This window comes from Paracoccus amoyensis, from assembly GCF_014490725.1.
Lineage (GTDB): Bacteria > Pseudomonadota > Alphaproteobacteria > Rhodobacterales > Rhodobacteraceae > Paracoccus > Paracoccus amoyensis.
In genome coordinates this window covers 268,224-292,401 of sequence record NZ_JACOQL010000002.1, presented here as the reverse complement: position 1 = coordinate 292,401, position 24,178 = coordinate 268,224, and the positions used below count along the sequence as shown (strand labels likewise).

At 62.9% G+C, this 24,178-nt stretch carries 21 protein-coding genes; 16 read left to right on the top strand and 5 right to left on the bottom strand.

Features of this window, described 5'->3' with window-relative positions:
* Positions 1–159: 159 nt before the first annotated feature.
* The 7 genes from H4P12_RS06255 (at position 160) to H4P12_RS06225 (ending at position 8,090) form a co-directional block, all read left to right on the top strand.
* Complete coding sequence (locus tag H4P12_RS06255) at positions 160–1,200, top strand: glycosyltransferase family 4 protein (RefSeq protein ID WP_187792819.1); 1,041 nt, start codon at positions 160–162, stop codon at positions 1,198–1,200.
* On the top strand, positions 1,197–1,826 hold the full coding sequence (locus tag H4P12_RS06250) for a glycosyltransferase family 29 protein (RefSeq protein ID WP_187792818.1): 630 nt from the start codon (positions 1,197–1,199) through the stop codon (positions 1,824–1,826). Before H4P12_RS06255 ends, H4P12_RS06250 begins: the two co-directional genes overlap by 4 nt.
* Positions 1,826–2,518, top strand: a complete 693-nt coding sequence (gene bluB, locus H4P12_RS06245) for a 5,6-dimethylbenzimidazole synthase (protein WP_187792817.1) — start codon at positions 1,826–1,828, stop codon at positions 2,516–2,518. Before H4P12_RS06250 ends, bluB begins: the two co-directional genes overlap by 1 nt.
* A gap of 135 nt (positions 2,519–2,653) precedes the next feature.
* Positions 2,654–4,588 (top strand): autotransporter domain-containing protein, encoded by a 1,935-nt coding sequence (locus H4P12_RS06240; RefSeq protein WP_187792816.1) that lies wholly within the window; start codon positions 2,654–2,656, stop codon positions 4,586–4,588.
* A 140-nt stretch (positions 4,589–4,728) separates the two neighbouring features.
* The gene (locus tag H4P12_RS06235; protein ID WP_187792815.1) at positions 4,729–5,751 is read left to right on the top strand and encodes an aspartate-semialdehyde dehydrogenase; all 1,023 of its coding nucleotides are present in this window, start codon (positions 4,729–4,731) and stop codon (positions 5,749–5,751) included.
* 10 nt (positions 5,752–5,761) lie between these two features.
* On the top strand, positions 5,762–6,361 hold the full coding sequence (locus tag H4P12_RS06230) for a VTT domain-containing protein (protein WP_187792814.1): 600 nt from the start codon (positions 5,762–5,764) through the stop codon (positions 6,359–6,361).
* Between the two features lie 88 nt (positions 6,362–6,449).
* Positions 6,450–8,090 carry a DUF4139 domain-containing protein gene (locus tag H4P12_RS06225; RefSeq protein ID WP_187792813.1) on the top strand — a complete coding sequence of 547 codons (1,641 nt, stop codon included), beginning with the start codon at positions 6,450–6,452 and terminating at the stop codon, positions 8,088–8,090.
* Positions 8,091–8,112: 22 nt separating this feature from the next.
* On the opposite strand, the gene H4P12_RS06220 is transcribed toward H4P12_RS06225, so the two are convergent.
* Entirely contained in the window at positions 8,113–8,760 is a 648-nt protein-coding gene (locus H4P12_RS06220; protein WP_187792812.1) for a carbonic anhydrase, read from the bottom strand.
* Positions 8,761–8,918: 158 nt separating this feature from the next.
* Here H4P12_RS06220 and H4P12_RS06215 point away from each other — a divergent pair, with 158 nt between their 5' ends.
* From H4P12_RS06215 to H4P12_RS06205, 3 genes are all read left to right on the top strand, one after another.
* A complete protein-coding gene (locus H4P12_RS06215; protein ID WP_246448989.1) occupies positions 8,919–9,278 on the top strand; it encodes a hypothetical protein in 360 nt (119 codons plus the stop codon).
* A gap of 62 nt (positions 9,279–9,340) precedes the next feature.
* Entirely contained in the window at positions 9,341–10,708 is a 1,368-nt protein-coding gene (locus H4P12_RS06210) for a leucyl aminopeptidase family protein (RefSeq protein WP_187793327.1), read from the top strand.
* A 2-nt stretch (positions 10,709–10,710) separates the two neighbouring features.
* Positions 10,711–11,523: a C40 family peptidase gene (locus H4P12_RS06205; protein WP_425498208.1), complete on the top strand. Its 813-nt coding sequence runs from the start codon at positions 10,711–10,713 to the stop codon at positions 11,521–11,523.
* 12 nt (positions 11,524–11,535) lie between these two features.
* Here the strand turns inward: H4P12_RS06205 and truB are convergent, their stop codons facing one another.
* From truB to rbfA, 3 genes are all read right to left on the bottom strand, one after another.
* Positions 11,536–12,429, bottom strand: a complete 894-nt coding sequence (truB, locus tag H4P12_RS06200; RefSeq protein ID WP_187792810.1) for a tRNA pseudouridine(55) synthase TruB — start codon at positions 12,427–12,429, stop codon at positions 11,536–11,538.
* 66 nt (positions 12,430–12,495) lie between these two features.
* Positions 12,496–13,254, bottom strand: a complete 759-nt coding sequence (locus tag H4P12_RS06195) for a phosphodiester glycosidase family protein (RefSeq protein ID WP_187792809.1) — start codon at positions 13,252–13,254, stop codon at positions 12,496–12,498.
* Positions 13,244–13,663, bottom strand: a complete 420-nt coding sequence (gene rbfA / locus H4P12_RS06190; RefSeq protein WP_187792808.1) for a 30S ribosome-binding factor RbfA — start codon at positions 13,661–13,663, stop codon at positions 13,244–13,246. The genes H4P12_RS06195 and rbfA overlap by 11 nt, the downstream gene beginning before the upstream one ends.
* Before the next feature lie 70 nt (positions 13,664–13,733).
* Here rbfA and dapB point away from each other — a divergent pair, with 70 nt between their 5' ends.
* Positions 13,734–14,570 carry a 4-hydroxy-tetrahydrodipicolinate reductase gene (dapB, locus tag H4P12_RS06185; protein ID WP_187792807.1) on the top strand — a complete coding sequence of 279 codons (837 nt, stop codon included), beginning with the start codon at positions 13,734–13,736 and terminating at the stop codon, positions 14,568–14,570.
* 9 nt (positions 14,571–14,579) lie between these two features.
* Here dapB and H4P12_RS06180 read toward each other — a convergent pair whose 3' ends face one another.
* Positions 14,580–15,236, bottom strand: a complete 657-nt coding sequence (locus H4P12_RS06180; RefSeq protein ID WP_187792806.1) for an SH3 domain-containing protein — start codon at positions 15,234–15,236, stop codon at positions 14,580–14,582.
* 100 nt (positions 15,237–15,336) lie between these two features.
* On the opposite strand from H4P12_RS06180, the gene tsaE reads away from it, so the two are divergent.
* Genes tsaE through trxA form a run of 5 tightly spaced genes read left to right on the top strand, consistent with a single transcriptional unit; the run spans position 15,337 to position 24,096 of the window.
* Positions 15,337–16,737, top strand: coding sequence for a tRNA (adenosine(37)-N6)-threonylcarbamoyltransferase complex ATPase subunit type 1 TsaE (gene tsaE, locus H4P12_RS06175; RefSeq protein ID WP_187792805.1), 1,401 nt, complete (start codon positions 15,337–15,339; stop codon positions 16,735–16,737).
* Positions 16,734–17,411: a nucleotidyltransferase family protein gene (locus H4P12_RS06170; protein ID WP_187792804.1), complete on the top strand. Its 678-nt coding sequence runs from the start codon at positions 16,734–16,736 to the stop codon at positions 17,409–17,411. Before tsaE ends, H4P12_RS06170 begins: the two co-directional genes overlap by 4 nt.
* On the top strand, positions 17,404–20,349 hold the full coding sequence (addB, locus tag H4P12_RS06165; protein ID WP_187792803.1) for a double-strand break repair protein AddB: 2,946 nt from the start codon (positions 17,404–17,406) through the stop codon (positions 20,347–20,349). Before H4P12_RS06170 ends, addB begins: the two co-directional genes overlap by 8 nt.
* A complete protein-coding gene (addA, locus tag H4P12_RS06160) occupies positions 20,342–23,716 on the top strand; it encodes a double-strand break repair helicase AddA (RefSeq protein WP_187792802.1) in 3,375 nt (1,124 codons plus the stop codon). The genes addB and addA overlap by 8 nt, the downstream gene beginning before the upstream one ends.
* Complete coding sequence (gene trxA, locus H4P12_RS06155; RefSeq protein WP_343069793.1) at positions 23,713–24,096, top strand: thioredoxin; 384 nt, start codon at positions 23,713–23,715, stop codon at positions 24,094–24,096. The genes addA and trxA overlap by 4 nt, the downstream gene beginning before the upstream one ends.
* The last annotated feature ends 82 nt before the right edge of the window (positions 24,097–24,178 follow it).

The following is a 24,178-nucleotide window of genomic DNA, read 5'->3' as shown; positions in this document are numbered from 1 at the left end:
TCCTCACGTTGGGGCGTGCCCCGTGGACATGCGGGACCGTGTCTTTTTGCACCTATGTCCCGCCTACCCTCTGCCGAAAGGCTTCGCTATGGTGTCCCTGTTTTTCCTGATCCCCTGGCGGTCGGGTTCCTGACCTATTCCTGACGCCCGAGGCTGAACATGGCTGATACACCGCTGGTCATTGCCCCCAATCTGAAGCGCCGCTTGTCTGGCGTCACCGCGACCGTCGTGCGCTTGATCCCGGTTCAGGCGCGGATGATCGCGATTCGCGCCACCGGCCCCGGTCTGCCACCAGAGGTGCCGCATATCCCCCTGCTGCGCGCCGCCACCCTGCCCCGCGACCGCTGGCGGGTCTGGCATTCGCGGCGCAATACCGAAATGGCGCTTGGCCTGATCCTGCGCCATATTCTGCGGCGCAAATACCGGATGATGTTCACCTCGGCCGCGCAGCGCCATCATACCGGCTTCACCAAATGGCTGATCCGTCAGCAAGAGGCGCTGGTCGCGACATCCGACAAGGCCGCCAGCTATCTGGACGCCCCGTCCACGGTCATCATGCATGGCGTCGATACGGAAACCTTCATCCCCGTGACCGACAAAGCCGCGCTGCGCCGCGAATTGGGACTTGATCGCGATGCCTTATTGATCGGTTGTTTCGGCCGGGTCCGCGAACAGAAGGGCGTCGATCTGCTGGTCCGCGCGGGCCTGCGCCTGCTGCCGGATCGCCCGCAGGCACAGATCATTTTCACCGGGCGCATCACCCCGGACAATCAGGCCTTCGCAGATACGCTCTTGGCCGAGATCAAGGCCGCCGGGTTGCAGAATCGCATCCGGTTTCTGGGAGAACTGCCCTGGGATCAGGTGGTGAAACACTATCAGGCGCTGGACCTGTTTGCCGCCCCCGCCCGATGGGAAGGGTTCGGCCTGACACCGTTAGAGGCGATGGCCTGCGGTGTGCCCGCCATCGGCACGCGCGTCGGCGCCTATGAAACGCTGATCAAGGACAGCGTGACCGGCAGCCTTGTCGAAACCGGCAATCTGGAGTCGCTGACCGACGCGTTGCGATACTGGCTTGACGATCACGCGGCCCGTGACGCCGCAGGAATTGCCGCACGCCAGCATATCATGGCCAATCACGCCATCGAGGGCGAGGCCCGCGCCCTGGTGGCGATTTATAACCAATTGCTGTCGCAGCCATGAACAAGCTGCAATTCTATACCGCCCGCACGCTGCGCGACGAAGGCACGATTGCCAGCCTTTCGGTGTCGCAAGCCGATCTGCTGGCATCGCTGCAAGGGAAATCCGTGGCATTGGTGGGCAATGCCCGTGCGCTGTCCCAGACCGATCATGGCGCCGATATCGACGCCGCCGATGTGGTCATTCGCATCAATCGCGCCCCGAGGCCCGATGCCCGCAGCCACGGCACCCGCACTGACTGGCTGGCATTGGCCGTCAGGCTGTCGGACGAAGACCTTGACCAGATCGCGCCGGATCGCATCCTGTGGATGTCGCCCAAGCGCAAACGCCTGCGCTATCGCATTGCCACCGGTGACGGCTTCTATCTGCATCCACTGTCCGAATACGAGGCGCTGAAAGACCGCCTTGCCGCCCCGCCGACCACTGGTGCCATGATGATCGACCTGCTGCTGCAATCCGACCTGTCGAAACTGACGCTTTACGGCTTTGACTTTTTTGCCAGCCAAAGCCTGTCGGGCAGCCGCACAGCCGCACAGGTGCCGCATGATTTCAGCGCCGAAGCCTCCTGGGTTCAGGATGTTCAGCGCAGTGACCCGCGCCTGTCCGTCATCAGGCCCGCCGCGACCTGATGTCCGGTCCCGCCCCCGCCTCACCCTTCTCGGAGGACGAGAAACAGGCCGTCTATCGCGCCATTCACACCCGCCGCGACGTGCGCAGCAATTTCCTGCCCGACCCGATCGCCGATGATGTGCTGCGCCGCTTGTTGCTGGCGGCACATCACGCGCCCTCGGTCGGGTTCATGCAGCCGTGGAATTTCATCGTCATTCGCAGCCCGGCGGTCAAGATCCAGATCAAGGCCGCCTTCCAGCGCGCCAATGATGAGGCCGCGCAGATGTTCCCCGAACGGCAGCGAAAGCTGTATTCCGCGCTGAAACTGGAAGGCATCACCGAGACGCCGATCAATCTGTGCATCACCTGCGACCGCCAGCGCGGCGGCCCGGTGGTCCTGGGGCGGACGCAGAATATGGACATGGATCTGTATTCCACGGTCTGTGCGGTGCAAAATCTGTGGCTGGCGGCCCGCGCCGAAGGGATCGGCGTCGGCTGGGTCAGCATTTTCCACGACGACGACCTGCGTCGCATCCTGAACCTGCCGGATCAGGTCACACCCGTTGCTTATCTGTGCCTTGGCCATGTGGACAAGCTGTGGTCACAGCCGGAACTGCAGGCAAAAGGCTGGCGCAGCCGCCTGCCACTGGACGATCTGGTCTTTGCCGATGGCTGGGGCCAGACCCCGGATACCTGCCCCGCTGAGACCTGACCCAAGCAGCTGACCTATGGCCGGATTGCCACGGCCCTGCGGCTTTCCTTTGCTTCTGCTTGCATTGCCACGAAATCGTGCAACCGTTGGCTACGTTCGTTCGGACCAAAAAATCACATGAACAGGGAACCCAAGATGCGACACCATCTGGCCGCCTTACTGGCGACGACAGCCGCATTCAGCGCCGCGCCGGCTCTTGCCGATGATTTTGGCGATTACGCGCAGGATACGATTGAAACGCTGGTTTTTGACTATCCGGGCCGCTTTACCGGCAGCACCGTTTTTCCCAACGCCGCCGATTACATGGCAGGCCGCCTGTCCGTCGGGGACGCGACCGCGTTCCGTCAGGTTTTTGACACCAGCGCCGGATCATCCCAGAACGTCATCGTCGAAATGCCGGGCGAAACCGATGCCTATATTCTTGTCGGCGCACATTTCGACACGGCCGGAACCCACGCCGATCTGCAAGGGGTCGATGACAATTCATCCGGGGCGGCGGTCCTGACCGAACTGGCGGGGCACATGTCCGGGCTGGACACCGAAACCGGTCTGGTGTTCAACGCCTTCGGGGCCGAGGAAATCGGCCTTGTCGGCAGCCGTCATTACCTTGACCAGATGACCGCCGAACAGCGCGACAATCTGGCTGGCATGATCAACATCGACAGCCTGATCACGGGCGATTTCATGTATGCGCATGCGGGCACGAACTATCTGGCCAATCCGCAGCTGAAATCGCTGTGGACGCGCATCCATGCCATTGCCGATGAGCTTGACATCGACCTGCGCTCGAACCCCGGCCTGAACGAACATTATCCCGTCGATACCGGCTGTTGTTCCGACGCCGCCCCCTATGAGGCGCTGGACATCCCGATCTTGTGGATGGAGGCGACGAATTGGGAACTGGGCGATCTGGACGGCTATACCCAGACCGACAATCCCAAGATTCCCGGCGGCGCGACATGGCACAACCCCGAACTGGACAATTGGGACGTGCTGACCGACGCCTTGGGCGAAGATCGTATTCCCCAACGGATGCACGATTACACCCTGCTTCTGACCCGTCTGCTGGTCGAAGAAACCGGCGCCGATCTGATCGCCTCGTCTCGCAACGCCAGTATCGCGGCCGCGCAGATGGCCGATCAGGTGACGCGCCAGCAGGACGATCTGATGGCTTATTCGCTGCGCTCGGCCCGTGGCCGGTTGACCGCACCCGGCCAGATCGGCCGCTTTACCCCCACTGTCTCGGTCGAGGGGCTGGCGCGCCCGGGCGACAGCGAGGATTTCGGCATCGATGGCGGCAACGCACTGGCCGCGCATCTGGGGGGCTTTTGGCAATTCAGTGACACGCTGAGCGTCGGCGGCAACCTGTCCTATCAGCGGTCCAAAGATGATCTGTCCGAAGGCGGCGATATGACCGCCAAGGGGGCCGCGATTGGCGTGGATATGGCGTGGCGTCGCGATGCGACATGGGCCGTGGCCGGACTCAACTATGCCAAGACAGGTCTGGAGGGGAACCGCACCTTCTCCATGCTGTCCGGGTTGGGCGTTGAAATCCTGCGCCGCGACTTCGATCTGGACACCGACGCCTATACCCTGGGTGCCAGCGTCGAAGGCGGCTATGATTTTGGTGATACGGCGGGGCTGAGCTATGGTCCGGTTGCAGGTCTGGACTATGCCCGCAGCCGTATCGCGGGCTTTACCGAATCCGGCGCGGATCGTCGTGCGACGGGCTATGCTGAACAGGACTATGAAAGCCTTGAATTGCAACTGGGCGGTCAGGCGCGGCAGATGGTCAGCCTGGGCGGAAATGACGTGACCCTGTCGGCCCGCGCCGCCTATATCCGCGAGCTGGCCGATGGCGCGCCCGAGATCGCCGCGATCACGGACAGCAATGGCACGACACGGAACGTGCTGATCGCCGGATCGGACGATTCTTTTGGCCGTATCGGCGTGGCGGCGGAAACGCAGTTCACCCCGAATGCCCTTGGCTGGCTGTCGCTTGATGGTCGCGTTGGCCATGATGCAGGGTCGCAGACCACGGTCGGGGCGGGCGTCGCCGTCCGGTTCTGACCCCGCTTGCGATTTGTGGCGGCGGTGCACAGTTTGTGCACTGCCGGTGCACTGCCGGTGCACGCTCTGCGCGGCGCCTCTTTCAATCAGGCCCTGCTTGCGCTAAAGGCTCCTGACCGCAAGAAAGGAGTCCCCCCGAAATGGGTTACAAAGTCGTCGTCGCAGGCGCTACGGGTAACGTGGGCCGCGAAATGCTGAACATTCTGGCCGAACGCCAGTTCCCGGTCGACGAGATCGCCGCTTTGGCTTCGCGTCGCTCGCAAGGTACCGAAGTCAGCTTTGGCGACAAGACGATTAAGGTGAAGGATATCGAGCAATTCGACTTCACCGGCTGGGACATCGCGCTGTTCGCCATCGGCTCGGACGCGACCAAGAAATACGCGCCCATCGCGGCCGCGGCTGGTTGCATCGTGATCGATAACAGCTCGCTTTATCGCTATGATCCGCAGATCCCGCTGATCGTGCCGGAAGTGAACCCAGAGGCGGTTTACGACTATAAAAACAAGAACATCATCGCCAACCCCAACTGCTCGACCGCGCAGATGGTTGTTGCGCTGAAGCCGCTGCATGACCGCGCGAAAATCAAGCGCGTCGTCGTCTCGACCTATCAATCGGTCAGCGGCGCGGGCAAGGAAGGCATGGATGAACTTTGGGACCAGACCAAAGGCATGTATGTGCCCGGTCAGGAAGTCGCGCCGAAGAAATTCCAGAAGCAGATCGCCTTTAACGTGATCCCGCAGATCGACGTTTTCATGGAGGATGGCCAGACCAAAGAAGAATGGAAAATGGTCGCCGAAACCAAGAAGATCATCGACACCTCGATCAAGGTCACTGCGACCTGCGTGCGCGTTCCGGTCTTTGTTGGTCATTCGGAATCCATCAATATCGAATTCGAGGATTTTCTGGACGAGGACGAAGCCCGCGACATCCTGCGCGAAGCGCCGGGCATTCTGGTCGTGGATAAGCGCGAGCCGGGCGGATACGTCACCCCGATCGAGGCTGCGGGCGATTTCGCCACCTTCATCAGCCGCATCCGTCAGGATTCGACCATCGAAAACGGTCTCAACCTGTGGTGCGTCAGTGACAACCTGCGCAAGGGTGCAGCCCTGAACGCCGTTCAGATTGCCGAACTGTTGGGCAATCGCGTCCTGAAAAAAGGCTAGGGCGGCTCACGTGTTCGACTGGATCACCCATTTCCTGGAGAGTGGCGGGGCACTTGCCATCGCCGCCCTCATGTTTCTGGAAAACGTCTTTCCGCCGATCCCATCGGAACTGATCATGCCGCTGGCAGGCTTTAACGCCGCGCGCGACGGCACCCCCTTGTGGCAGGCCATTCTTGCGGGTGGTCTGGGATCGCTTGCCGGGGCCTATTTCTGGTATCTGATCGGTCTTGCCTTCGGGCCAATCCGCATGCGGATGCTGGTGGTGCGCTATGGTCGCTGGATGACCATCAATCTGGCCGAGTTGGATCAGGCCGAGGCATGGTTTCAGCGTCACGGCGCGGCCATCGTCTTCTTTGGCCGCTTCATTCCAACGATCCGCACGCTGATTTCCATTCCGGCAGGGATCGAGCGGATGCCGGTGGTGCCCTTCCTGATCTTTACGGGTCTGGGCAGTTTCATCTGGTCCGGCGCGCTGGCGCTGGCAGGCTATCTGCTGGAAGATCGCTATGAGCAGGTTGAAGATTGGATCAATCCGGTCTCGACCGCTGTCGTGGTCGGCATCATCGCCATCTACATTTACCGCGTGATCCGCTGGAAACCCGATGCCTAAGGCGTGATCGCGCCTTGGGCACAAGTTGCTTGCCATAAAATCCAACCTCGTCAATCCTCTGGCAAAGAATTTTGTCGGAGTGATCTGCATGCGTTTTCGCCCTGTTTTCCCGGCCCTGCTGTTCGGACTGATCGCGGCACCCGCGCTGGCCGATCGGATCGACGCAAGCCTGATTGCAGATCATGTCACGGTTTATCCAAGCGGGGCTGAAATCGACTGGCGGGTTCAGGTTCCCGCGATGACCGGGAGGCATCAGATTGTCATTCCCGGCCTGCCTGCAGGAATGGCCGACAGCCTGCGCATCCGCTCGGACGCGGCAAGCATCGGAAATGTCAGCGCAAAGGCCAACGATCAGGCTGCACCGGGCGCGGTCGAGGCACCGGCGGTCGTTGCCGCACGGGAACGGTTGGACAACGAACGCACCGCCCTGCGCGATTTGGAGGCACAGATCGAAGCAAAACGGGCCGAGGCGGCATCCTGGCAGGAACGCGTGCAGATGGTGCGTGACATGATGCGCGGCGACGCCCGCGTTCAGATGGCCGATCTGGCGACCAGTGCCGACACCGCAGGCGATATGATTGCGACCTGGTTCCAAAACGCGGCACAGGCAAGCGCCGCTGCCGCGCAGATGGGAAATCAGCTGGAAAGGCTGAACCGCAACGTGCAACTGGCCGAGGCCGATCTGAGCCGGATCGTTGATCAGAACACCGCCCTGGAAACCCTGACCGTCACGGTTGAAATGTCGGGACAACCTGCTGTTCTGGACATCACCGGCTTTACGAATGCCGCCCAGTGGCGCCCGGTCTATGACCTGACGCTGGCACGCGCGACGGGCCAGATGCAGATGGACCGCGCCGTCATGGTGGCGCAGTCCAGCGGTGTGGATTGGGACAATGTCAGCCTGACGCTTTCGACGGCGCAACCGAACGGACAGACAGCATCAACCGAGGTCGCATCCTGGTTCCCCTCGCTTGATGATCCGGCGGCAAAGACGACCATGCGCCGTCAGACCGCAGCGCCTGAAATGGCCTTTGACCAAGGTGGTTTCGCTGCCGAGGCCGAAGCGGTCGTTGCAGAGACGGCATCGGTCGGGATTACCATCGTCTATCGCTATCCGCAGCGGGTTGCGGTTCCGAATAATCAGGGCGTCCTGCGTCTTTCGCTGGACCAGAAAACCCTCGACACCGATGTTTTCGCCGAAGCTGCGCCGCGTTACGACAGCGTCGCCTATGTCATGGCCGAGGGGGAGAATACATTGGGCGAACCGATCCTGCCGGGGGTGGCGACGGTGCGGCTGGATGGTGCGCTGATCGGCGCGACCAGCCTGCCGCTGATCGCGGCGGGTGATGACGTCCGGGTGGGCTTTGGCCCGATCCTTGGCATGACAGCGGAAATGCGCGTGCCCGAACAGACCGAGGGCGAGCGCGGCTTTATCAGCCGCAGCAATCAGCAGACCCAGACCTATCAGTTGATCGTCAAGAACCTGACAGCCGAGGAATGGCCGCTGCGCATTGTGGACCGCGTGCCCGTCTCGCGCCAGAAGGATCTGGAAATCGCCTATGACGCCGAGCCGGAGCCGACCGACACCGATCCTGAAGGCCGTCGCGGCGTGCTGTATTGGGAATCCCCGCTGCCAGCCGGAGAAACGCGCGAAATCGCCGTGTCCACCGATTTGCGCTGGCCCGAGGGGAGGTTCCTGAACGGTTCGGACCATGGCAGCTATCGGTAACGGCTTGATGCCGTTACCATTCTCAGACCTCGACCCAACGGCGGCCACCGTCTTCGGCCTGCACCAGCTTGCCTTCGCCGATATCATGAACCAGCCCGTGCAAGGACATATTACCCGATTCAACGGCGGACCGCACAAAGGGGAAAGTCAGCAGGTTCTTGATCGACACCAGAACCGCCTGACGTTCCAACGCCGGGATCTGTTCCCCTTCGGGTAAATCCTTGACGTGTTCGTAACCGGGGCGAAGAATATCCATCCAACGACCAACAAAGCTGGTCTTTTCTTCCAGCTCGGGGGCGTGGCCAGAACACATGGCGTGACACCCCGCCACGCCGCCGCAATTCGTATGGCCGACAACGATCAGATGCGCGACTTTCAGCGTATTGACGGCATATTCGATCGCCGCGGATGTGCCGTGCTGATGTCCGTCAGGCGCATAGGGCGGCACCAGATTGGCGATATTGCGGTGAATGAAAAACTCTCCGGTATCGGCACCGAAGATCCCGGTCACATGGACCCGGCTGTCGCAACAGGAAATCACCATCGCCCGCGGATGCTGGCCTTCCTGCGCCAGACGCCGATACCAGGCGCTGTTGTCTTCATAGGATGTTGCACGCCAGCCATGAAAGCGGCTGACCAGATATTGTGGCAATGGGCGCACATTGTGCATAGCGTACCTCGCGCATTTCCGGTTGTGATAGGTGGTAATTTCAGAAAATTCGAGGGGTTTCTTTCCCGGCGGTCAAAGCTTTCTTCATCGCTTCCCACCATGGTCACGCCATGATGATACACAAAGGGTAGAGGTGGGACTTGGCGGAAATAAAGGCTTTGGCAATCTCCGAAGCCGTCAGGGTCGACGCAAAACGTGTCGGCGACATTGTCAGGGAGCTGGGCGAAAACGCTGCTTATAATGTCATCGGAGTGGCTTTGGAACAACTTGCGGGCGCGCTGACCGCCACGGATGAGGCGTATCGGAATGGTGATCTGGTCGCCGCCGTGACCCATGCGGAAAAGCTGTCACGACTGGCGTGGCAGATCGGATTGCTGTCCTTTGCCAGCGTGGCGATGGATCTTGGTGCTTGCGCGGAACGGCGGGACAACATTGCCCTGATGGCGGTTCACGCACGATTGTTGCGGGTGGGCAACCGTTCACTGACCCTGATCTGGGACCGCAGCAATCTGGCTTGATGGCTGGTCTTGCAGGCTGCGCTGTAACGCGTAGTCTGCGCCAAACTGACTGGAGCCTTGCCATGCCCGCCACCTTCGCAACCACCCCCAATGATGCGCTGCCATTGTGGCCGGTGTGGAAGGGGGATGCCCTGCCCGCTCGGTCCGGTGATTGGCCGGGCAGCGCAGGTTTTGGGGCGAAGCCGGGTGAAATCTGTCTGCTGCCGGGTGCGAATGGCGGGCTGAGGGGCGCGTTGATCGGGTTGGGTGACAGGCAGGCGGCGGGCCGCGAACGCTTTGCCCTTGCCCGCGCCACGGCGCTGCCAAAGGGCGTTTGGCAGGTGATGGAATTGCCCGATGGTCTGGACCCGGCTGAAGCCGCACTGGCCCTGTTGCTTGGCCAGTATCGCTTTACCCGTTACAAGGGCAGTGCCTATGACGGTCCGCAATTCCTGTGCCCGGCTGGCGTCGATGCCGCCCGGATCGAGGCAATCGCGGCAGGTGAGTTTCTGACCCGCGATCTGATCAACACCCCCGCCGGTGACATGGGCCCCGCGCAACTGGAAGCCAGCGCCCGCGAATTGGCCACCGATATTGGTGCCGCAATCCAGGTCACAACGGGCGATGCGCTGCTGGATGGCAATTTCCCGATGATCCACGCTGTTGGGCGGGCTGCGGAACAGGAACCCCGTCTGATCGATATTCGGCTTGGCGATAACGGGCCGATGCTGACCATTGTCGGCAAGGGCGTCTGCTTTGACACAGGGGGGCTGGACATCAAGCCACCATCGTCGATGGCCCTGATGAAAAAAGACATGGGCGGTGCGGGCACCGCGCTTGGCCTGCTGAAAATGCTGGCGCAAAGCGGGGCGGCACAAGGCTATCGCATCCGCGTGCTGATCCCGGCGGTGGAAAACAGCATCGCCGGCAACGCTTTCCGCCCCGGCGATGTGCTGACCAGCCGCAAGGGCATGACGGTCGAGATCAATAATACCGATGCCGAAGGGCGCTTGGTTCTGGCCGATGCACTGGCTTTGGCGGCCGAGGAAAAACCCGAGCTGTTGATTTCGCTGGCGACCCTGACCGGCGCGGCGCGGGTCGCGCTTGGGCCGGATGTGCCGCCGTTCTACTGCGACGATGATGAAACCGCACTGGCGCTGGCAGAAGGTGCCGCCACCGCCCGCGACCCCCTGTGGCGGATGCCCTTCTGGGACCCCTATGAGGCGATGATCGAACCCTCAATCGCCGATCTGGACAATGCGCCTTCGGGGGGTATGGCAGGGTCGATCACCGCCGCCTTGTTCCTGCGCCGCTTTGCCGAAGGGGCAGGCCGCTATGTCCATCTGGACATCTATGGCTGGCAACCCAGTGCCGCGCCCGGTCGCCCAAAGGGCGGCGTGGCGCAGGGCGCGCGTGCCATCCTTGCGGCTTTGCCCGTGATGCTGCCATGATGCTGGATCGCCGCCTGACCCCCGCCACGGATCGCGTTGCGCTGGAAAGCCTGCGCGGGATTGTGGAGCGCCCCGACTATACGGCGGGTCAACCCGCGCGGTTGGCGGTGTCGGTGGCCGACCTGCTGACGGCCCCCGATGGCAAGCGTGACCGGCAGGTCAATTTCGGGGCCGATCTGACCGTCATCGACCGCCGCGATGGCCTTGCATTCGTGCAGGCCGCGCTGGACGGCTATTGCGGCTGGCTGCGTGAAGCGCAGCTGACCGCAGACCAGACGCCGATCACGCATCGCGTGTCGGCCCCCGCAACCCATATCTACCCCGAGGCCAGCTTCAAGACGCCCGAAAAAATGCTGTTGTCTCTTGGCGCACGCCTGTCGGTTGACGCTATCGAGGGGCGCTATGCCCGGCTGACTTGCGGAGATTACGTCCCAATCCAACATATCAGTGACCAGCTTTCCCCCGATCCGGTCGCGGTCGCGGAAATGCTGCTGGGCACGCCATATTTGTGGGGGGGCAACAGCCGGTCCGGGATTGATTGTTCGGGTCTGGTCCAGGCCGCGCTGACCGCCTGCGGCATTGCCTGCCCCGGCGATTCCGACCTGCAACGTCTGGCATTTCCGCAAGTCACGGAGATCCAACGCGGCGATCTGCTGTTCTGGCCGGGCCATGTCGCCATGGCGGCCTCGGCCGATCTGATGATCCATGCGACCGCGTGGCAAATGGCTGTGATCTGGGAGCAGATACCGTCAGCCATCGCCCGCATCGACGCAGCGGGCGACGGGCCGCTGTTGGGCGTGCACCGCCCCGCTTAAAGATCGCCCCAGTTACAGGTTGAAAACCCGTTCGGGCTGAACCGTGCCGCCCTGATAGCGCCCGATGCAGACCGGCCCGTCGGCATCGGCGACCCAGACCAGTTCGCCCCATTCTGCCATTCCGGTGACCTCTCCGGGATTGCCGTTTCGGATACGCCGCGCACCCTCGGGCGTTGCGCGCAGTTGCGGCAGTTCCACCAGCGCGGTCTCCAGCGGCAAAAGTCGGCTTTCGAGCCATTCCTGTGTGTCGCGGTCGATTTTGGCAAATTCGACGCCGTCTGCCACGTCGAACGGTCCCGACCACGTGCGGCGCAGGTGATCGACATGACCCAGACAGCCCAGGTGGCGCCCCAGGTCGCGGGCGATCGAGCGGACATAGCCGCCTTTGCCACAGACCATTTCGAACCGTGCAGTATCTGCGCCGCTTTCGATCAGGGTCAGACCTTCAACCCATAGCGGGCGGGCGGCAAGGTCCAGTTCCTCACCCTCTCGCGCAAGGTCATAGGCGCGTTCGCCATCGATCTTGACAGCGGAAAAGGCGGGCGGAACCTGCATGATCTGCCCGGTAAATTCGGGCAGGACGGCGGTGATCTGGTCTGCGGTCGGGCGCGTATCCGATTGCCGGACCACATCGCCCGAGGCATCGTCAGTTGTCGTCTCGGCGCCCCAGTTCACGACGAAATCATAGCATTTCAACGCATCGGTAATGCTGGCCACGGTCTTTGTCGCCTCGCCCAGTGCCACGGCCAGAACGCCGGTGGCATCGGGGTCCAGCGTGCCCGCATGACCCGCCTTTTTCGCGTCCAGCGCCCAGCGGACCTTGGCCACAACCGCGGTCGAGGTCACGCCGGCGGGTTTGTCCACCACCAGCCAACCACTAATATCGCGACCTTTTTTGCGTGCCATCTGAACCTCTGCCTTTCCGAAGGGGTGGGGCATAGCCGCCGCCTGACAAAGCGTCAACTGCGGCGATCAGCCCGCGCTTTCCACCAATCCGATCATTGGCCCCAGACTGCGACCGAAATCCGCGCGATTGACCGAGGGCGCGTAAAGCCGCGACACCGAACCGTCAAAATACAGCGCATCCCGCACCTTTAACCCGTCGCGGAACAGGCGGCCAAATTCGTGGAACGTGACCGGTCGGTCGGAAATCGCAAACCACGCTTTTTGCCCATCGGGCGACACCCCGACACCGTTGCGGACATAGCGGCTGTCGCTGTCGACCAGAAAACGCGGGTGCAGATCGCCGTCGATCACCAACATCGGCCCCGACTGCGTCGCAAGGCGGCAATCCGGGCGGGCATTGGCAAAGGCCCGGCTTTCGACCACCTGAAACGGACGCGCGCCACCCGTGCAAAAGACGCCATTGGGCAGCATTCCGAAATTGTCATTGCTGCCGCCGGTGACGATGGGCGACAATTCCTGACCATCGACGATCAGCAGACCGACCGGCTTGTAATCGGCATGATACATACCGGCATTCATCGCGAAGTTCAGGTTTTCGCCCTGGCCCAGCATTTTTTGGATATTGTTGAAATTCCGCAGCGGTTGACCCGAGGCGTCGTCCTGCCACAGGCGCAACGCAGGTTCCTGCGCGGCGTCAACCTCGCAGATCACATAGCCCTGTCCGTCATGGGTGATGCGCCCGCAGCCATCGGCGGCGGCGGGAACAGTCATCGCCAGCAGCATTCCCACGGCAACGCCAAGGCGGCGTTGCAGATCAAACCGCATCATCATCCTCGTTCGGGGCTTCGACATCGCGGCGCACGCGTTCATCGTCGAACATGCGGCGCGTATCGTCCAACCGGTCAAAGGTTTCATCCAGTTGGAACCGCAGTTGCGGCGCGTATTTCAGCGTCAGCGCCTTGGCGACCAGATGACGGATTTCCGGGGCGTTGCGACGCAGCGCCTCTAACGCGCCCTTGGCGTCGTTTCCGCCCAAAGGCAGCACATAGGCCGTGGCGACCTTCAGATCCGGCGAGGTCCGAACCTCACCCACGGTGATGGAATGGCGATTCAGGTCCGGGTCATGCACATCGGCGCGCAAAAGCACGTCGGAAAGCGTCCGGCGAATCAATTCTCCCACTCGCAGCTGTCGCTGCGACGGGCCTTGTCCATGTGAAAAGCGGTTCTGTGCCATACTGTCCGATGTAGGGGGTCGCGGGCCACGCCGCAACGGGATATGACACGGCAACAGCAAAGGGTGACGCATGAGTGACTTTGAAACGACGCCAGATGGCGATCTTCCCGGCATCGTGGTGACCGGGGCTTCGGGTCGGATGGGACAGATGCTGGTGCGGCTGATCCTGCAAAGCGACAAGGCCCGACTGGTCGGCGCGCTGGATCGCGACGGCAGTGACTGGATCGGTCGCGATGTGGGCGAGGCGATGGGCGGCGCACCGGTCGGTGTCACCGTCAGCGATGATCCCGTCGCGACGATTGCCAAGGCGCAGGCGGTGATCGACTTCACCTCACCCGCTGCGACGGTTGCTTATGCGGAGCTGACCGCGCAGGCGCGGGCGGTGCATGTGATCGGCACAACAGGGTTGGATCAGCCCCAGCTTGACTCGCTGAAAGCGGCTGCCCGCCACGCGCCCATCATCCGCGCTGGCAACATGAGCCTTGGCGTCAACCTGCTGGTCGGCCTGACGCGCAAGGTTGCCGCCGCATTGGGCGAGGATTGGGATGTCGAGATTGTCGAGGCCCATCACCGGCACAAGGTGGATGCCCCTTCGGGCACGGCGCTGATGCTGGGTGAGGCCGCGGCAGAAGGCCGGGGCACGACGCTGGACACGGTTCGCACACCGGCCCGCGAAGGTATCACCGGGGCACGCGAAACCGGCACCATCGGCTTTTCCGCCATTCGCGGCGGCGATGTCGTGGGCGAACATGACGTGATCTTTGCGGGCGAAGGCGAGCGGCTGATCCTGCGTCATGTGGCCACCGACCGCGCGATCTTTGCGCGCGGTGCCCTTCGCGCGGCCCTGTGGGGTCAGGACAAGGGGCCGGGCGAATATGACATGGCAGATGTGCTGGGCCTGAACTGAACCCTCGCGCTATTCTTCGGCCTGCTGTTCTGCCAGCGTATGCGTCACGGAACAGCAGCCGTTCAGCATTCGCGGCGTGGCCCCTTCAGTGGTCTGATCGATAATCAGATGGGCCGCCATGCCGTATAGCTGCTCTGACATGCCATCGCTGCACTGGGCAGGTGTCGTCATCAGCGTGAAATCATTCGCCAGAATCGCGCGGGTCGGCGTGCGATAAGGGCCGGCCACCACATCGGTGACGTTCTGGACATCAACCACCTCACCTTCGGCCAGATTGACCAGCCGAATTTCCTTTTCCCGCAGATCGACCGCCGCATGCCAGAAAGGCTCGGTCCCGAAACAGCGCATCAGTTCGGGCGTGGCGTTGTTCTGCCACGGATTGAACGGATAGGCCATAAACCGCATCGACACCCAGCCGGACCCCTCGCCGCGGTTCACCCGCCCCCAGCCATCGCGTTCCTCGACGACTTCGACATTGGTGGCGTCATGGTCCAACGTGCCAATGATTTCCGATTTCGTGCTCGGCTCGGCCCGGATGTTCAGAACGTCATCTTCTGCGACCTCATGCACGTTATATAGCATGGGGAAAATCGGCTCTTCCGTCGCGGATGCAGGGCCGACAAGGGCCGCAAGGACGACAATGGGGACGATAAGGTGGCGCAGCATCAGACCTCCGATTCACAGGCTGACCTCAACTTAGCGCGGAACATCGCGTTTCGCATCACTTCCTGTTTCCACGGCGATTTTCAGCCGTTAGAAGGTCTGCATGACAACGCGCCTGACTGCCAATGAAACCCTGACCGCCGCGCTGGCCCGGATGCTGGCGGCCACCGCAAAGCCGGGACAGACGATCCTGCTGGATGGTCCGGTCGGGGCCGGAAAGACCCATTTCGCACGTGCATTCATTCGCGCAAGACAGGGCGATCTGGCCGAGGATGTGCCAAGCCCGACCTTCACGCTGGTTCAGACCTATGACGACCCGCGTGGCACCGAAATCTGGCATGCGGACCTGTATCGGCTGACCGATCCGTCTGAATTGGACGAATTAGGACTGGATGAGGCGCTGGACAGCGCCGTCAGCCTGATCGAATGGCCCGACAGGATGGAGGAACTGCCCAAAGGTGCGCTGACCGTGTCGATCCAACCCGACGCCAACCCCGATCTGCGACAGATCGCCCTGACCGGCTGGCCCGATCTGACCCGCACGGTCGAACGCGCACGCTTTGCCGCGCGGGTCGGTTGGGCGGATGCGCAGGTTCTGCCACTGGCGGGCGATGCCTCGGCCCGGCGCTACTTCCGGCTGATCGGAGATGGCGGCAGCGCGGTGCTGATGGACGACCCCTCGGGCGATAACGCGCGCTTTGTCGCCATGACCCATTGGTTGCGTGACCATGATTTCGGCGCACCAGAACTGCTGGCAGAAGATCAGGACGCAGGCTTTTTGCTGGTGCAGGATCTGGGGGATGAACTGGTGGCGCGGGTGTTGCAGGAAACACCTGCTGCGGCCCCGATGATCTATGCCCGCATCACGGATTTTCTGGTCGCGCTGCATCGCCATCCCGTGCCAGATTTCGTCAGTCCGCTGGATGGCCCGACAATGGCCAGTCAGGTGGGCCTGTTCGCCGAATGGTATCCGGCCGCAGCCGGTGCCGATCCCGAACATGCCGCGCAGATCGCCCCGCTGATCGGGCAGCTTTACGCAGAACTGGCCGCCGATCTGCCACCGGTCCTTGGCCTGCGCGATTTTCACGCCGAAAATCTGATCTGGCGGGGGGACGCGCCCTTGGGCCTGATCGACTATCAGGACGCGGTGGCGACGCATCCGGCCTATGATCTGGTCTCGGCCCTGCAGGATGCCCGTCGCGATGTCGCCCCCGAAATCGAGGCCGACAGCATCGCCCGCTATCTGGCGGCAACGGAGCTGGATCAGGACCGTTTCCGCGCCGCCTATGCCCTGATGGGCGCACAGCGGAACCTGCGGATCATGGGCATTTTCACCCGGCTGTCACAACGCGATGACAAGCCGCGTTATCTGGACTTCATGCCGCGCGTCTGGGCCTATATCACCCGCAATCTGGCCCATCCGGCGCTGGCGCCGCTGGCGCAGGTGGTGACTGCGCTGCCCGCGCCAGATGCGCAGATCATCAAAAGGATTCGCAGCCGATGACCAAGCCGTTGATGATCTTTGCCGCTGGTCTTGGCACGCGGATGCGCCCTTTGACCGACCTGAAGCCGAAACCGCTGATCGAGGTGGCGGGCATCGCTTTGCTGGACCGCGCCCTGATGCTTGGCCACGATGCCGGGGCGCAGCCGATTGTCGTCAATACGCATTACCTCGGCGCACAGATCCAGACCCATCTGGACGGGCAGGACATCGCCATCAGTGATGAGGCGGGCGAATTGCTGGACACCGGGGGCGGGTTGCGCAAGGCGCTGCCCCTGCTGGGGGACGGGCCGGTCATGACGTTGAACCCGGATGTGGTCTGGACGGGGGCGAACCCCTTGGCCGGGCTCATTGCCGCATGGGACGGCGACCGCATGGATGCGCTCTTGGCCGTGGTGCCGCTGGACCGCGCCACCGCACGCAAAGGCGGCGGTGATTTCAGCGTTGATGCCGCGGGCCGGATCAGCCGACAGGGTGATTTCGTCTATGCCGGCGCGCAGATCATCCGCCCGGATCGCCTGTCCGACATCCCTGGCCGGGCGTTTTCGCTGAACCGCCTGTGGGATCTGATGATCGCCGAAGGGCGCGCCCATGCGATGATCCACACTGGCGGCTGGTGCGATGTCGGCAGCCCGGACGCCATCCCGCTGGCCGAAGCGATGCTGCTGCATGGCTGAGCCGTTTCACGGCCTTTATGCGCTGCCGCCGGGCGTCGATTTTGCCCGCGAGTTCGTGCGCGGTTTCATGGAACGGATGCAAGGCCAGCCGCCCGAGGCGATGGCCCGCGTCACCATCTATGCCAACGCCTCGCGGACCTTGGCCGAGCTGAAGACCGCCTTTGACGAACGCGGCCCGTTGCTGCTGCCGCAAATGCGGCCCGTGACCAATCTGGACCTGCCACAATTGCGCCACACGCCGCTGGCCGCACCTTTGGCCCGTCGCCTGCAACTGGCCCGGTTGGTTGCGCGGTTGCTGGAAACACGGCCCGATCTGGCGGCGGGACATTCGGTGCCCATGCTGGCACGGTCACTGGCCGCACTGATGACGGAAATGCAGACCGAAGGTCGCGATCTGACCGCGCTGGAAGGGATAGATATCGGCGATCATGCCCGGCATTGGCAAAACGCGCTGGCCTTCCTGCGGATCGCGGCCGATTACCATTTGCAGGCACCCATGGTGGATCGCGCGGCACGGCAACGCGCTGCGGCCCAACAGTTTCTGGACGATTGGACCCAAGGGCTGAACCTGCCGCAAGGGCCGATCATCGTCGCGGGCTCTACCGGGTCGCATGGCGCGACGCGGATGTTCATGCAGGCGGTGACATCCTTGCCAAACGGCGCAGTCGTCCTGCCCGGTTTCGATTTTCACCAACCGCAGGATGTCTGGAATACGCTGGACGAACGGGCCGACGATCATCCGCAGGCACGCTTTGCCCCGCTGATCCGGGCGGCGGGCTATCCGGCGCGCTGGACGGAAACGGTTTCGCCCCAGGACAATCGCAATGCGCTGTTATCACTGGCGCTGCGCCCTGCCCCGGTCACGGATCAGTGGATCGCCGATGGCCCGAAACTTCCCGATCTGATCGCGCCGACCAATGGCATGACGTTGATCGAGGCTGATCAGCCGGGGCAAGAAGCCGAGGTGATCGCCCTGCTGATGCGCGACGCCGCCGAACGGCAAGAGCTTGTGACCCTGATCACCGCCGATGGCAGCCTGATCCGCCGGGTGAACGCGGCACTGGATCGCTGGCATCTTCGCCCCGATGAAAGCGCCGGTCAGCCGCTGTCCCTGTCGGCGCAAGGCCTGTTCATCCGTCAGATCGCCGCCCTGTTTGGTCAGGCCCTGACCATCGACCGCCTGCTGATCCTGCTGAAGCATCCGGTTGCGATGACCGGTTCGCCCCTTGTGCCAACGAACGAGGCGCGGCTGATGTCACGCGAACTGGAACTGCACCTGCGCGATCATGGTCCCGCCTTTCCAGACGGCGCCACATTGCGGAACTGGGCGGACAAAGGCGATGCGCAGCGCAAGTTGTGGGCAGAATGGCTGGCCGGTTTACTTGACCGGATCAAGATGGTCGAAGGCGACAGCGCCCCGCGCCCATTGCCCGACCGCCTGGCCGATCTGCGCGACTTGGCGCAGGCATTGGCCGCTGGTCCTGACGGCGATGCCGAACAGTCGCGCCTGTGGCAGTCCCGGGCCGGACAGCTTGCCCGTTCTGCGATGGATCACCTTGCCGGCCACGCCGCCGAGGGGCCAGAGATGGGGCCGGGTGATTTCAGCGCCCTGCTTCTGGACGAATTTCAACAGCATATGGTGCGGATCGAGGGTGAGGCCCATCCTCTGCTGCATATTCGTGGCCCACGAGAGGCACGAATCGTCGGGCGCGGAACGATCATTCTGGCGGGGCTGAACGAAGGCGGCTGGCCGCGTGCCCTGGAACCCGACCCGTGGCTGTCACGCCAGATGCGGCTGGAAGCGGGGCTGACCGTGCCGGAACGCCAGATCGGTCTGTCCGCCCACGACTTTCAACAGGCGATCAGTCTGCCGCGTGTGTTCCTGACCCGCGCCAAACGTGATGCCGAGGCCGAAACGATCCCCTCGCGCTGGCTGAACCGGCTGATGAACCTGATGAACGGCCTGCCCGATCGCAACGGGCCGCAGGCGCTGGCAGCGATGCGGGAACGCGGCGCGGAATGGCTGGGCATGGCGCAAGCCCTGGCGCATCCGACCGACAGCATCCCGACGGCAAAGCGTCCCTCGCCGGTTCCCCCCGCTCCGCCCTTCCGCGAATTGCCCGTCACCGACGTATCGCTGCTGATCCGTGATCCCTATGCGGTCTATGCCAAGCGCGTGCTTGGTCTGCGGCCGCTGAACCCGCTGCGTCCCGAACCGGATGCGGCGCTGCGCGGCCAAACCCTGCACGCGATTGTCGAGGCGTTGTTGAAATCGAAACCCGGCCCAGACATGACAGCCGAACAGTTGACGGCCGATTTCCTGCGGATCACCGCAGAGGTGTTGGACTCCGAAGTGCCATGGCCCGCCGCCCGCGCCTTCTGGCAGGCGCGGATGGAAAAGATCGCAGATCAGATCGTGTCCGATGAACTGGTCCGGATGCAGCAGGGTCGCCCTGTTGTCGTGGAACGGCGCGGCCGGGTTTCGGTGCCCGGAATGGATTTCACCCTGACCGCCAAACCCGACCGGATTGACCAACTGAAGGACGGGCAGGTGATGATCTATGACTACAAATCCGGCTCACCCCCGACCGATGCGCAGATCAGGTATTTCGACAAGCAATTGGTGCTGGAGGCCGCGATGGCCCGGCGTGGCGGGTTTGACGCGCTTGGCCCGGCGGATGTGGCTGGCATCCGCTATATCCAGCTTGGAGGCGAGGGGAAAACTTATCGTCGCGACCATTCGGACCAGGTCGAGGATGAAAACTGGGAAGGCTTCGTTCGCCTGATCGCGGCCTATCTGACCGGCGGCGCGGGCTTTACCGCGATGCGCGCACCGGAAAAGACCAGCTATGCGGGTGATTACGACCACCTTGCCCGCTATGGCGAATGGTCACTGGCCGATCAGGCCGACCCGGAAAAGGTGGGCGGCGATGAATGACGCGACCATAAATCAGAACAAGGCCGCAGACCCGCTGCGTTCGACATGGCTGACGGCCAATGCAGGATCGGGCAAGACGCGGGTGCTGACCGACCGGGTGGCACGTCTGTTGCTGGCCGGAACCGCTCCCGAACGTATCCTGTGTCTGACCTATACCAAGGCCGCCGCGACCGAGATGCAGAACCGCCTGTTGGGCCGTCTGGGAAAATGGGCGATGCTGCCCGAAGACCAGCTGCGGCAGGAATTGCACGATCTGGGCCAAGATGGCGCGGTCGATCTGCCCGAGGCGCGGCGCCTGTTTGCCCGCGCGATCGAGGCACCCGGCGGGCTGAAGGTTCAGACGATCCACAGCTTTTGCGCCGCGCTTCTGCGCCGCTTCCCACTGGAAGCGGGCGTGCCGATGGGCTTTGCGGAACTGGACGACCGCTCTGCCCGCGTGCTGCGTGCCGAGGTGGTCGAGGAAATGGCCGATGAGCGTGATCCGGCCATCCATGATCTGACGCTGCTGCATAGCGGCGACAATCTGGACAGCTTTCTGGCTGATCTCTCCGAGGCTGATTTTGCCGCAGCCCCCGACCCTGCTGACATCTGGGCGATGCTGCGCCTGCCCGCCGGAATGACGACCGATCGGCTTCTGGCACAGGTTTTCGATGGCACTGAACGTGATTTGTTCGGTGCGTTGATCCCGCTGCTGCGGGCGGGGAAACCCACGGATGTGAAGCTGGCTGATACGCTTGCCAGTGGCAATTGGGCAGAGCCGGGCATGACCGATCTGTGGTTGCTGTGCGGTGCGCTGCTGACCGGCGCCAGCGCGAAAGAGCCGTTCACCGCCAAGATCGGCAGCTTGCCGACCAAGGAGCTGCGCATTGGCCCGTGCGTCGGACTGATGCCGGAGCTGGAGGATCTGATGCTGCGCGTGCAGGATGCCCGCGCCACGGCCATGGCCCTTGGGCTGGCGGAGAAAACCCTGGCGCTGCACCGATTTGGCCATGCTTTCACCGAGCGCGTTGCGGCACGCAAGGCCGCGCATGGCTGGTTGGATTTCGATGATCTGATCCGCCGCACGGCACGGCTGTTGCAGGAATCCAGCATGGCGCAATGGGTGCTGTGGCGGCTGGATGGCGGGATCGACCACATCCTTGTGGATGAGGCCCAGGATACCAGCCCCGAACAATGGCAGGTGATCCGCAGCCTGACCGAGGAATTTACCAGCGGCGCGGGTGCCCATGACCGGTCGCGCACGCTGTTCGTCGTCGGCGATCCGAAACAATCGATCTATTCCTTTCAGGGCGCAGATATCGCCGTATTCGAGGAAATGCGCGACCGCTTTGCCCGCGACTTCGCGGCGGTTCAACGCCCCATGCAGCAATGCGGACTGGCGCATTCGTTCCGTTCCTCGCCTGCGATCCTGTCGCTGGTGGATGCGGTCTTTGACGGGCCTGCCGCGCAGGGCCTTGGCGATCCGCCGCGTCATATCGCGTTTCGTGATACCCTGCCCGGTCGCGTCGATCTTTGGCCCCCCTTGCCCCAGCCGGACGCACCGGAGCGGGCGGATTGGACGCAACCCGTCGATGCGCCGGCGGAAAATGCCGCGGATACCGAACTGGCCCGCGCCATCGCCCGCCAGATCAGGGCCATGCTGGGCACACCGATCCATGATGTGAAAACGGGGCAGGTGCGCGGTATCGGACCCGGCGACATCCAGATCCTTGTCCAGCGCCGGGCGAGCCTGTTCGACGATCTGATCCGCGAATTGAAGGCCGCGAACCTGCCTGTTGCCGGGGCAGACCGCCTGAAACTGGCGGCGGAACTGGCCGTGCGCGATATCGTGGCGCTGCTGTCGGTTCTGGCCACGCCGGAAGACGACCTGTCGCTGGCTGCCGCTTTGCGTTCGCCTTTGCTGGGTCTGTCTGAAAACCAGCTGTATCACCTTGCAGCCAACCGGCCAAAACGGCGCTTCCTGTCGGCAGCATTGCGCGATTCCGAACATCGGACCGCCCATGAGATGCTGATGGATTTGCAAGGGCAGGCCGATTTTCTGCGCCCCTATGACCTGATTTCACGCATCCTGATCCGTCATCGCGGGCGGCACGCATTGCTGGCCCGTCTTGGCCCCGAAGCCGAAGATGGGATCGAGGAACTTCTGTCGCAGGCGTTGGCCTATGAAACCGTCGAAACGCCATCGCTGACGGGATTTCTGGTCTGGCTGGCCAGCGATGATGTGCAGGTCAAACGCCAGCTTCCCGGTGGCGCGGGCGGGTTGATCCGGGTGATGACGGTGCATGGATCAAAGGGCCTTGAAAGCCCGGTGGTGATCCTGCCCGAAACGCAAAAGCGCCGTGCCAACAGTCGCAATCGCACGGTTCGCCTGCATGACAGACCGGTTTGGAAGGGCGCATCGGATGAACGGACCGAAGCTGTGGCGGAAGCCGTGGCCGAATACGATCAGCGGCAAGAGGAAGAACGGCGGCGTTTGCTTTACGTCGCCATGACCCGCGCCGAAAGCTGGCTGATCGTGGCGGCGGCGGGTGAAACCGGCAGCGGCATGGACAGTTGGCATGCGATGATCGCCGACGGCGCGGCACGGGTCGGAATGACCCGCAGCGACATCGGCATTGACGGAATCGGCAGCGGGTTGCGGCTGTCTCTGGGCGGCTGGCCTGATCAGGCCAGCCCGGAAGCGGCGGTCGGCAAGTCGCCCGCGCGGGTGCCCGACTGGGCGCTGCGCCAGCCGCCCACGCCGCCGCCGCTGATCCTGCCGGTTGCGGCAACCGCACTTGGCGGGGCAAAGGTGTTGGGTGCGCCCACGGAACGTGCCGATCCGGCAGCGGCGATGCTGCGCGGGACTCGGCTGCATCTGCTGCTGGAACATCTGCCGGGCCAGCCGCCCGAGGATTGGCGTGATCTGGCGATTTCGGCCCTTGCCGGTGGAGAGGGCGGATTGCCCGACGATGATGAGCTTGAAGGCCTGCTGCGCGAGGCAAGTCAGGTCATCGACGCCCCGGATCTGTCTGAAATCATGACGCCCAGCCCCGCTATGACGGTGCTGAAAGAGGTGCCTTTGACCGCCCCCCTGCCCGGAATTGGCGTGGTGCATGGCAATATCGACCGGTTGATCATAGGCCCCGATCTGATTCACGCCATCGACTACAAATCAAATACCGAAGTCCCGGCAACGCCTGCGCAGATCCCCGAAGGTATCCTGCGCCAGATGGCGGCCTATCGCGATGCGCTGCGAATGATCTGGCCTGACCGAAGGACAGAGATTTCCGTTCTCTGGACGGCAAACCGCACGATAATGACCATCCCCGATCCGCTGCTGAATCAGGTCATGGCCGCTCTTGACCCTCAGGGTCGGGCTTCATAGCTGTTAGACAAGCACATCCCGCCGCATCGTCGGCCCCCGCCTTCTGCAAGGAGCAACCCATGGCAACCGTTCACGTCAACGACAGCGAATTCGATACCGAAGTCCGTCAGGCCGAAACCCCCGTCATCGTCGATTTCTGGGCCGAATGGTGTGGCCCGTGCAAACAGATCGGACCATCGCTGGAAGAATTGTCGGATGAATATGCCGGCAAAGTGAAAATCGTAAAGGTGAACGTGGACGAGAACCCGGAACAGGCCGCCGCCCTTGGCGTGCGCGGCATTCCGGCGCTGTTCATGTTCAAAGATGGCGAAGTCATTTCGAACCGCATGGGCGCCGCGCCCAAAGCCGCGCTGAAAAGCTGGATCGACGAATCGATCTGACGGCCTTCAAGGCTGACGCCGATTCAAAAGCCGTCCGCATCAAGCGAGGCGGCTTTTTCAATTTTTGGGCGCGGTTTAATCA

Bases quoted from the DNA above. Each gene is read 5' to 3' on its own strand.
- H4P12_RS06255 (WP_187792819.1), top strand. From the start codon at position 160: ATGGCTGATACACCGCTGGTCATTGCCCCCAATCTGAAGCGCCGCTTG.
- H4P12_RS06250 (WP_187792818.1), top strand. From the start codon at position 1,197: ATGAACAAGCTGCAATTCTATACCGCCCGCACGCTGCGCGACGAAGGC.
- bluB (WP_187792817.1), top strand. From the start codon at position 1,826: ATGTCCGGTCCCGCCCCCGCCTCACCCTTCTCGGAGGACGAGAAACAG.
- H4P12_RS06240 (WP_187792816.1), top strand. From the start codon at position 2,654: ATGCGACACCATCTGGCCGCCTTACTGGCGACGACAGCCGCATTCAGC.
- H4P12_RS06235 (WP_187792815.1), top strand. From the start codon at position 4,729: ATGGGTTACAAAGTCGTCGTCGCAGGCGCTACGGGTAACGTGGGCCGC.
- H4P12_RS06225 (WP_187792813.1), top strand. From the start codon at position 6,450: ATGCGTTTTCGCCCTGTTTTCCCGGCCCTGCTGTTCGGACTGATCGCG.
- H4P12_RS06220 (WP_187792812.1), bottom strand. From the start codon at position 8,760: ATGCACAATGTGCGCCCATTGCCACAATATCTGGTCAGCCGCTTTCAT.
- H4P12_RS06210 (WP_187793327.1), top strand. From the start codon at position 9,341: ATGCCCGCCACCTTCGCAACCACCCCCAATGATGCGCTGCCATTGTGG.
- truB (WP_187792810.1), bottom strand. From the start codon at position 12,429: ATGGCACGCAAAAAAGGTCGCGATATTAGTGGTTGGCTGGTGGTGGAC.
- H4P12_RS06195 (WP_187792809.1), bottom strand. From the start codon at position 13,254: ATGCGGTTTGATCTGCAACGCCGCCTTGGCGTTGCCGTGGGAATGCTG.
- rbfA (WP_187792808.1), bottom strand. From the start codon at position 13,663: ATGGCACAGAACCGCTTTTCACATGGACAAGGCCCGTCGCAGCGACAG.
- dapB (WP_187792807.1), top strand. From the start codon at position 13,734: ATGAGTGACTTTGAAACGACGCCAGATGGCGATCTTCCCGGCATCGTG.
- H4P12_RS06180 (WP_187792806.1), bottom strand. From the start codon at position 15,236: ATGCTGCGCCACCTTATCGTCCCCATTGTCGTCCTTGCGGCCCTTGTC.
- tsaE (WP_187792805.1), top strand. From the start codon at position 15,337: ATGACAACGCGCCTGACTGCCAATGAAACCCTGACCGCCGCGCTGGCC.
- H4P12_RS06170 (WP_187792804.1), top strand. From the start codon at position 16,734: ATGACCAAGCCGTTGATGATCTTTGCCGCTGGTCTTGGCACGCGGATG.
- addB (WP_187792803.1), top strand. From the start codon at position 17,404: ATGGCTGAGCCGTTTCACGGCCTTTATGCGCTGCCGCCGGGCGTCGAT.
- addA (WP_187792802.1), top strand. From the start codon at position 20,342: ATGAATGACGCGACCATAAATCAGAACAAGGCCGCAGACCCGCTGCGT.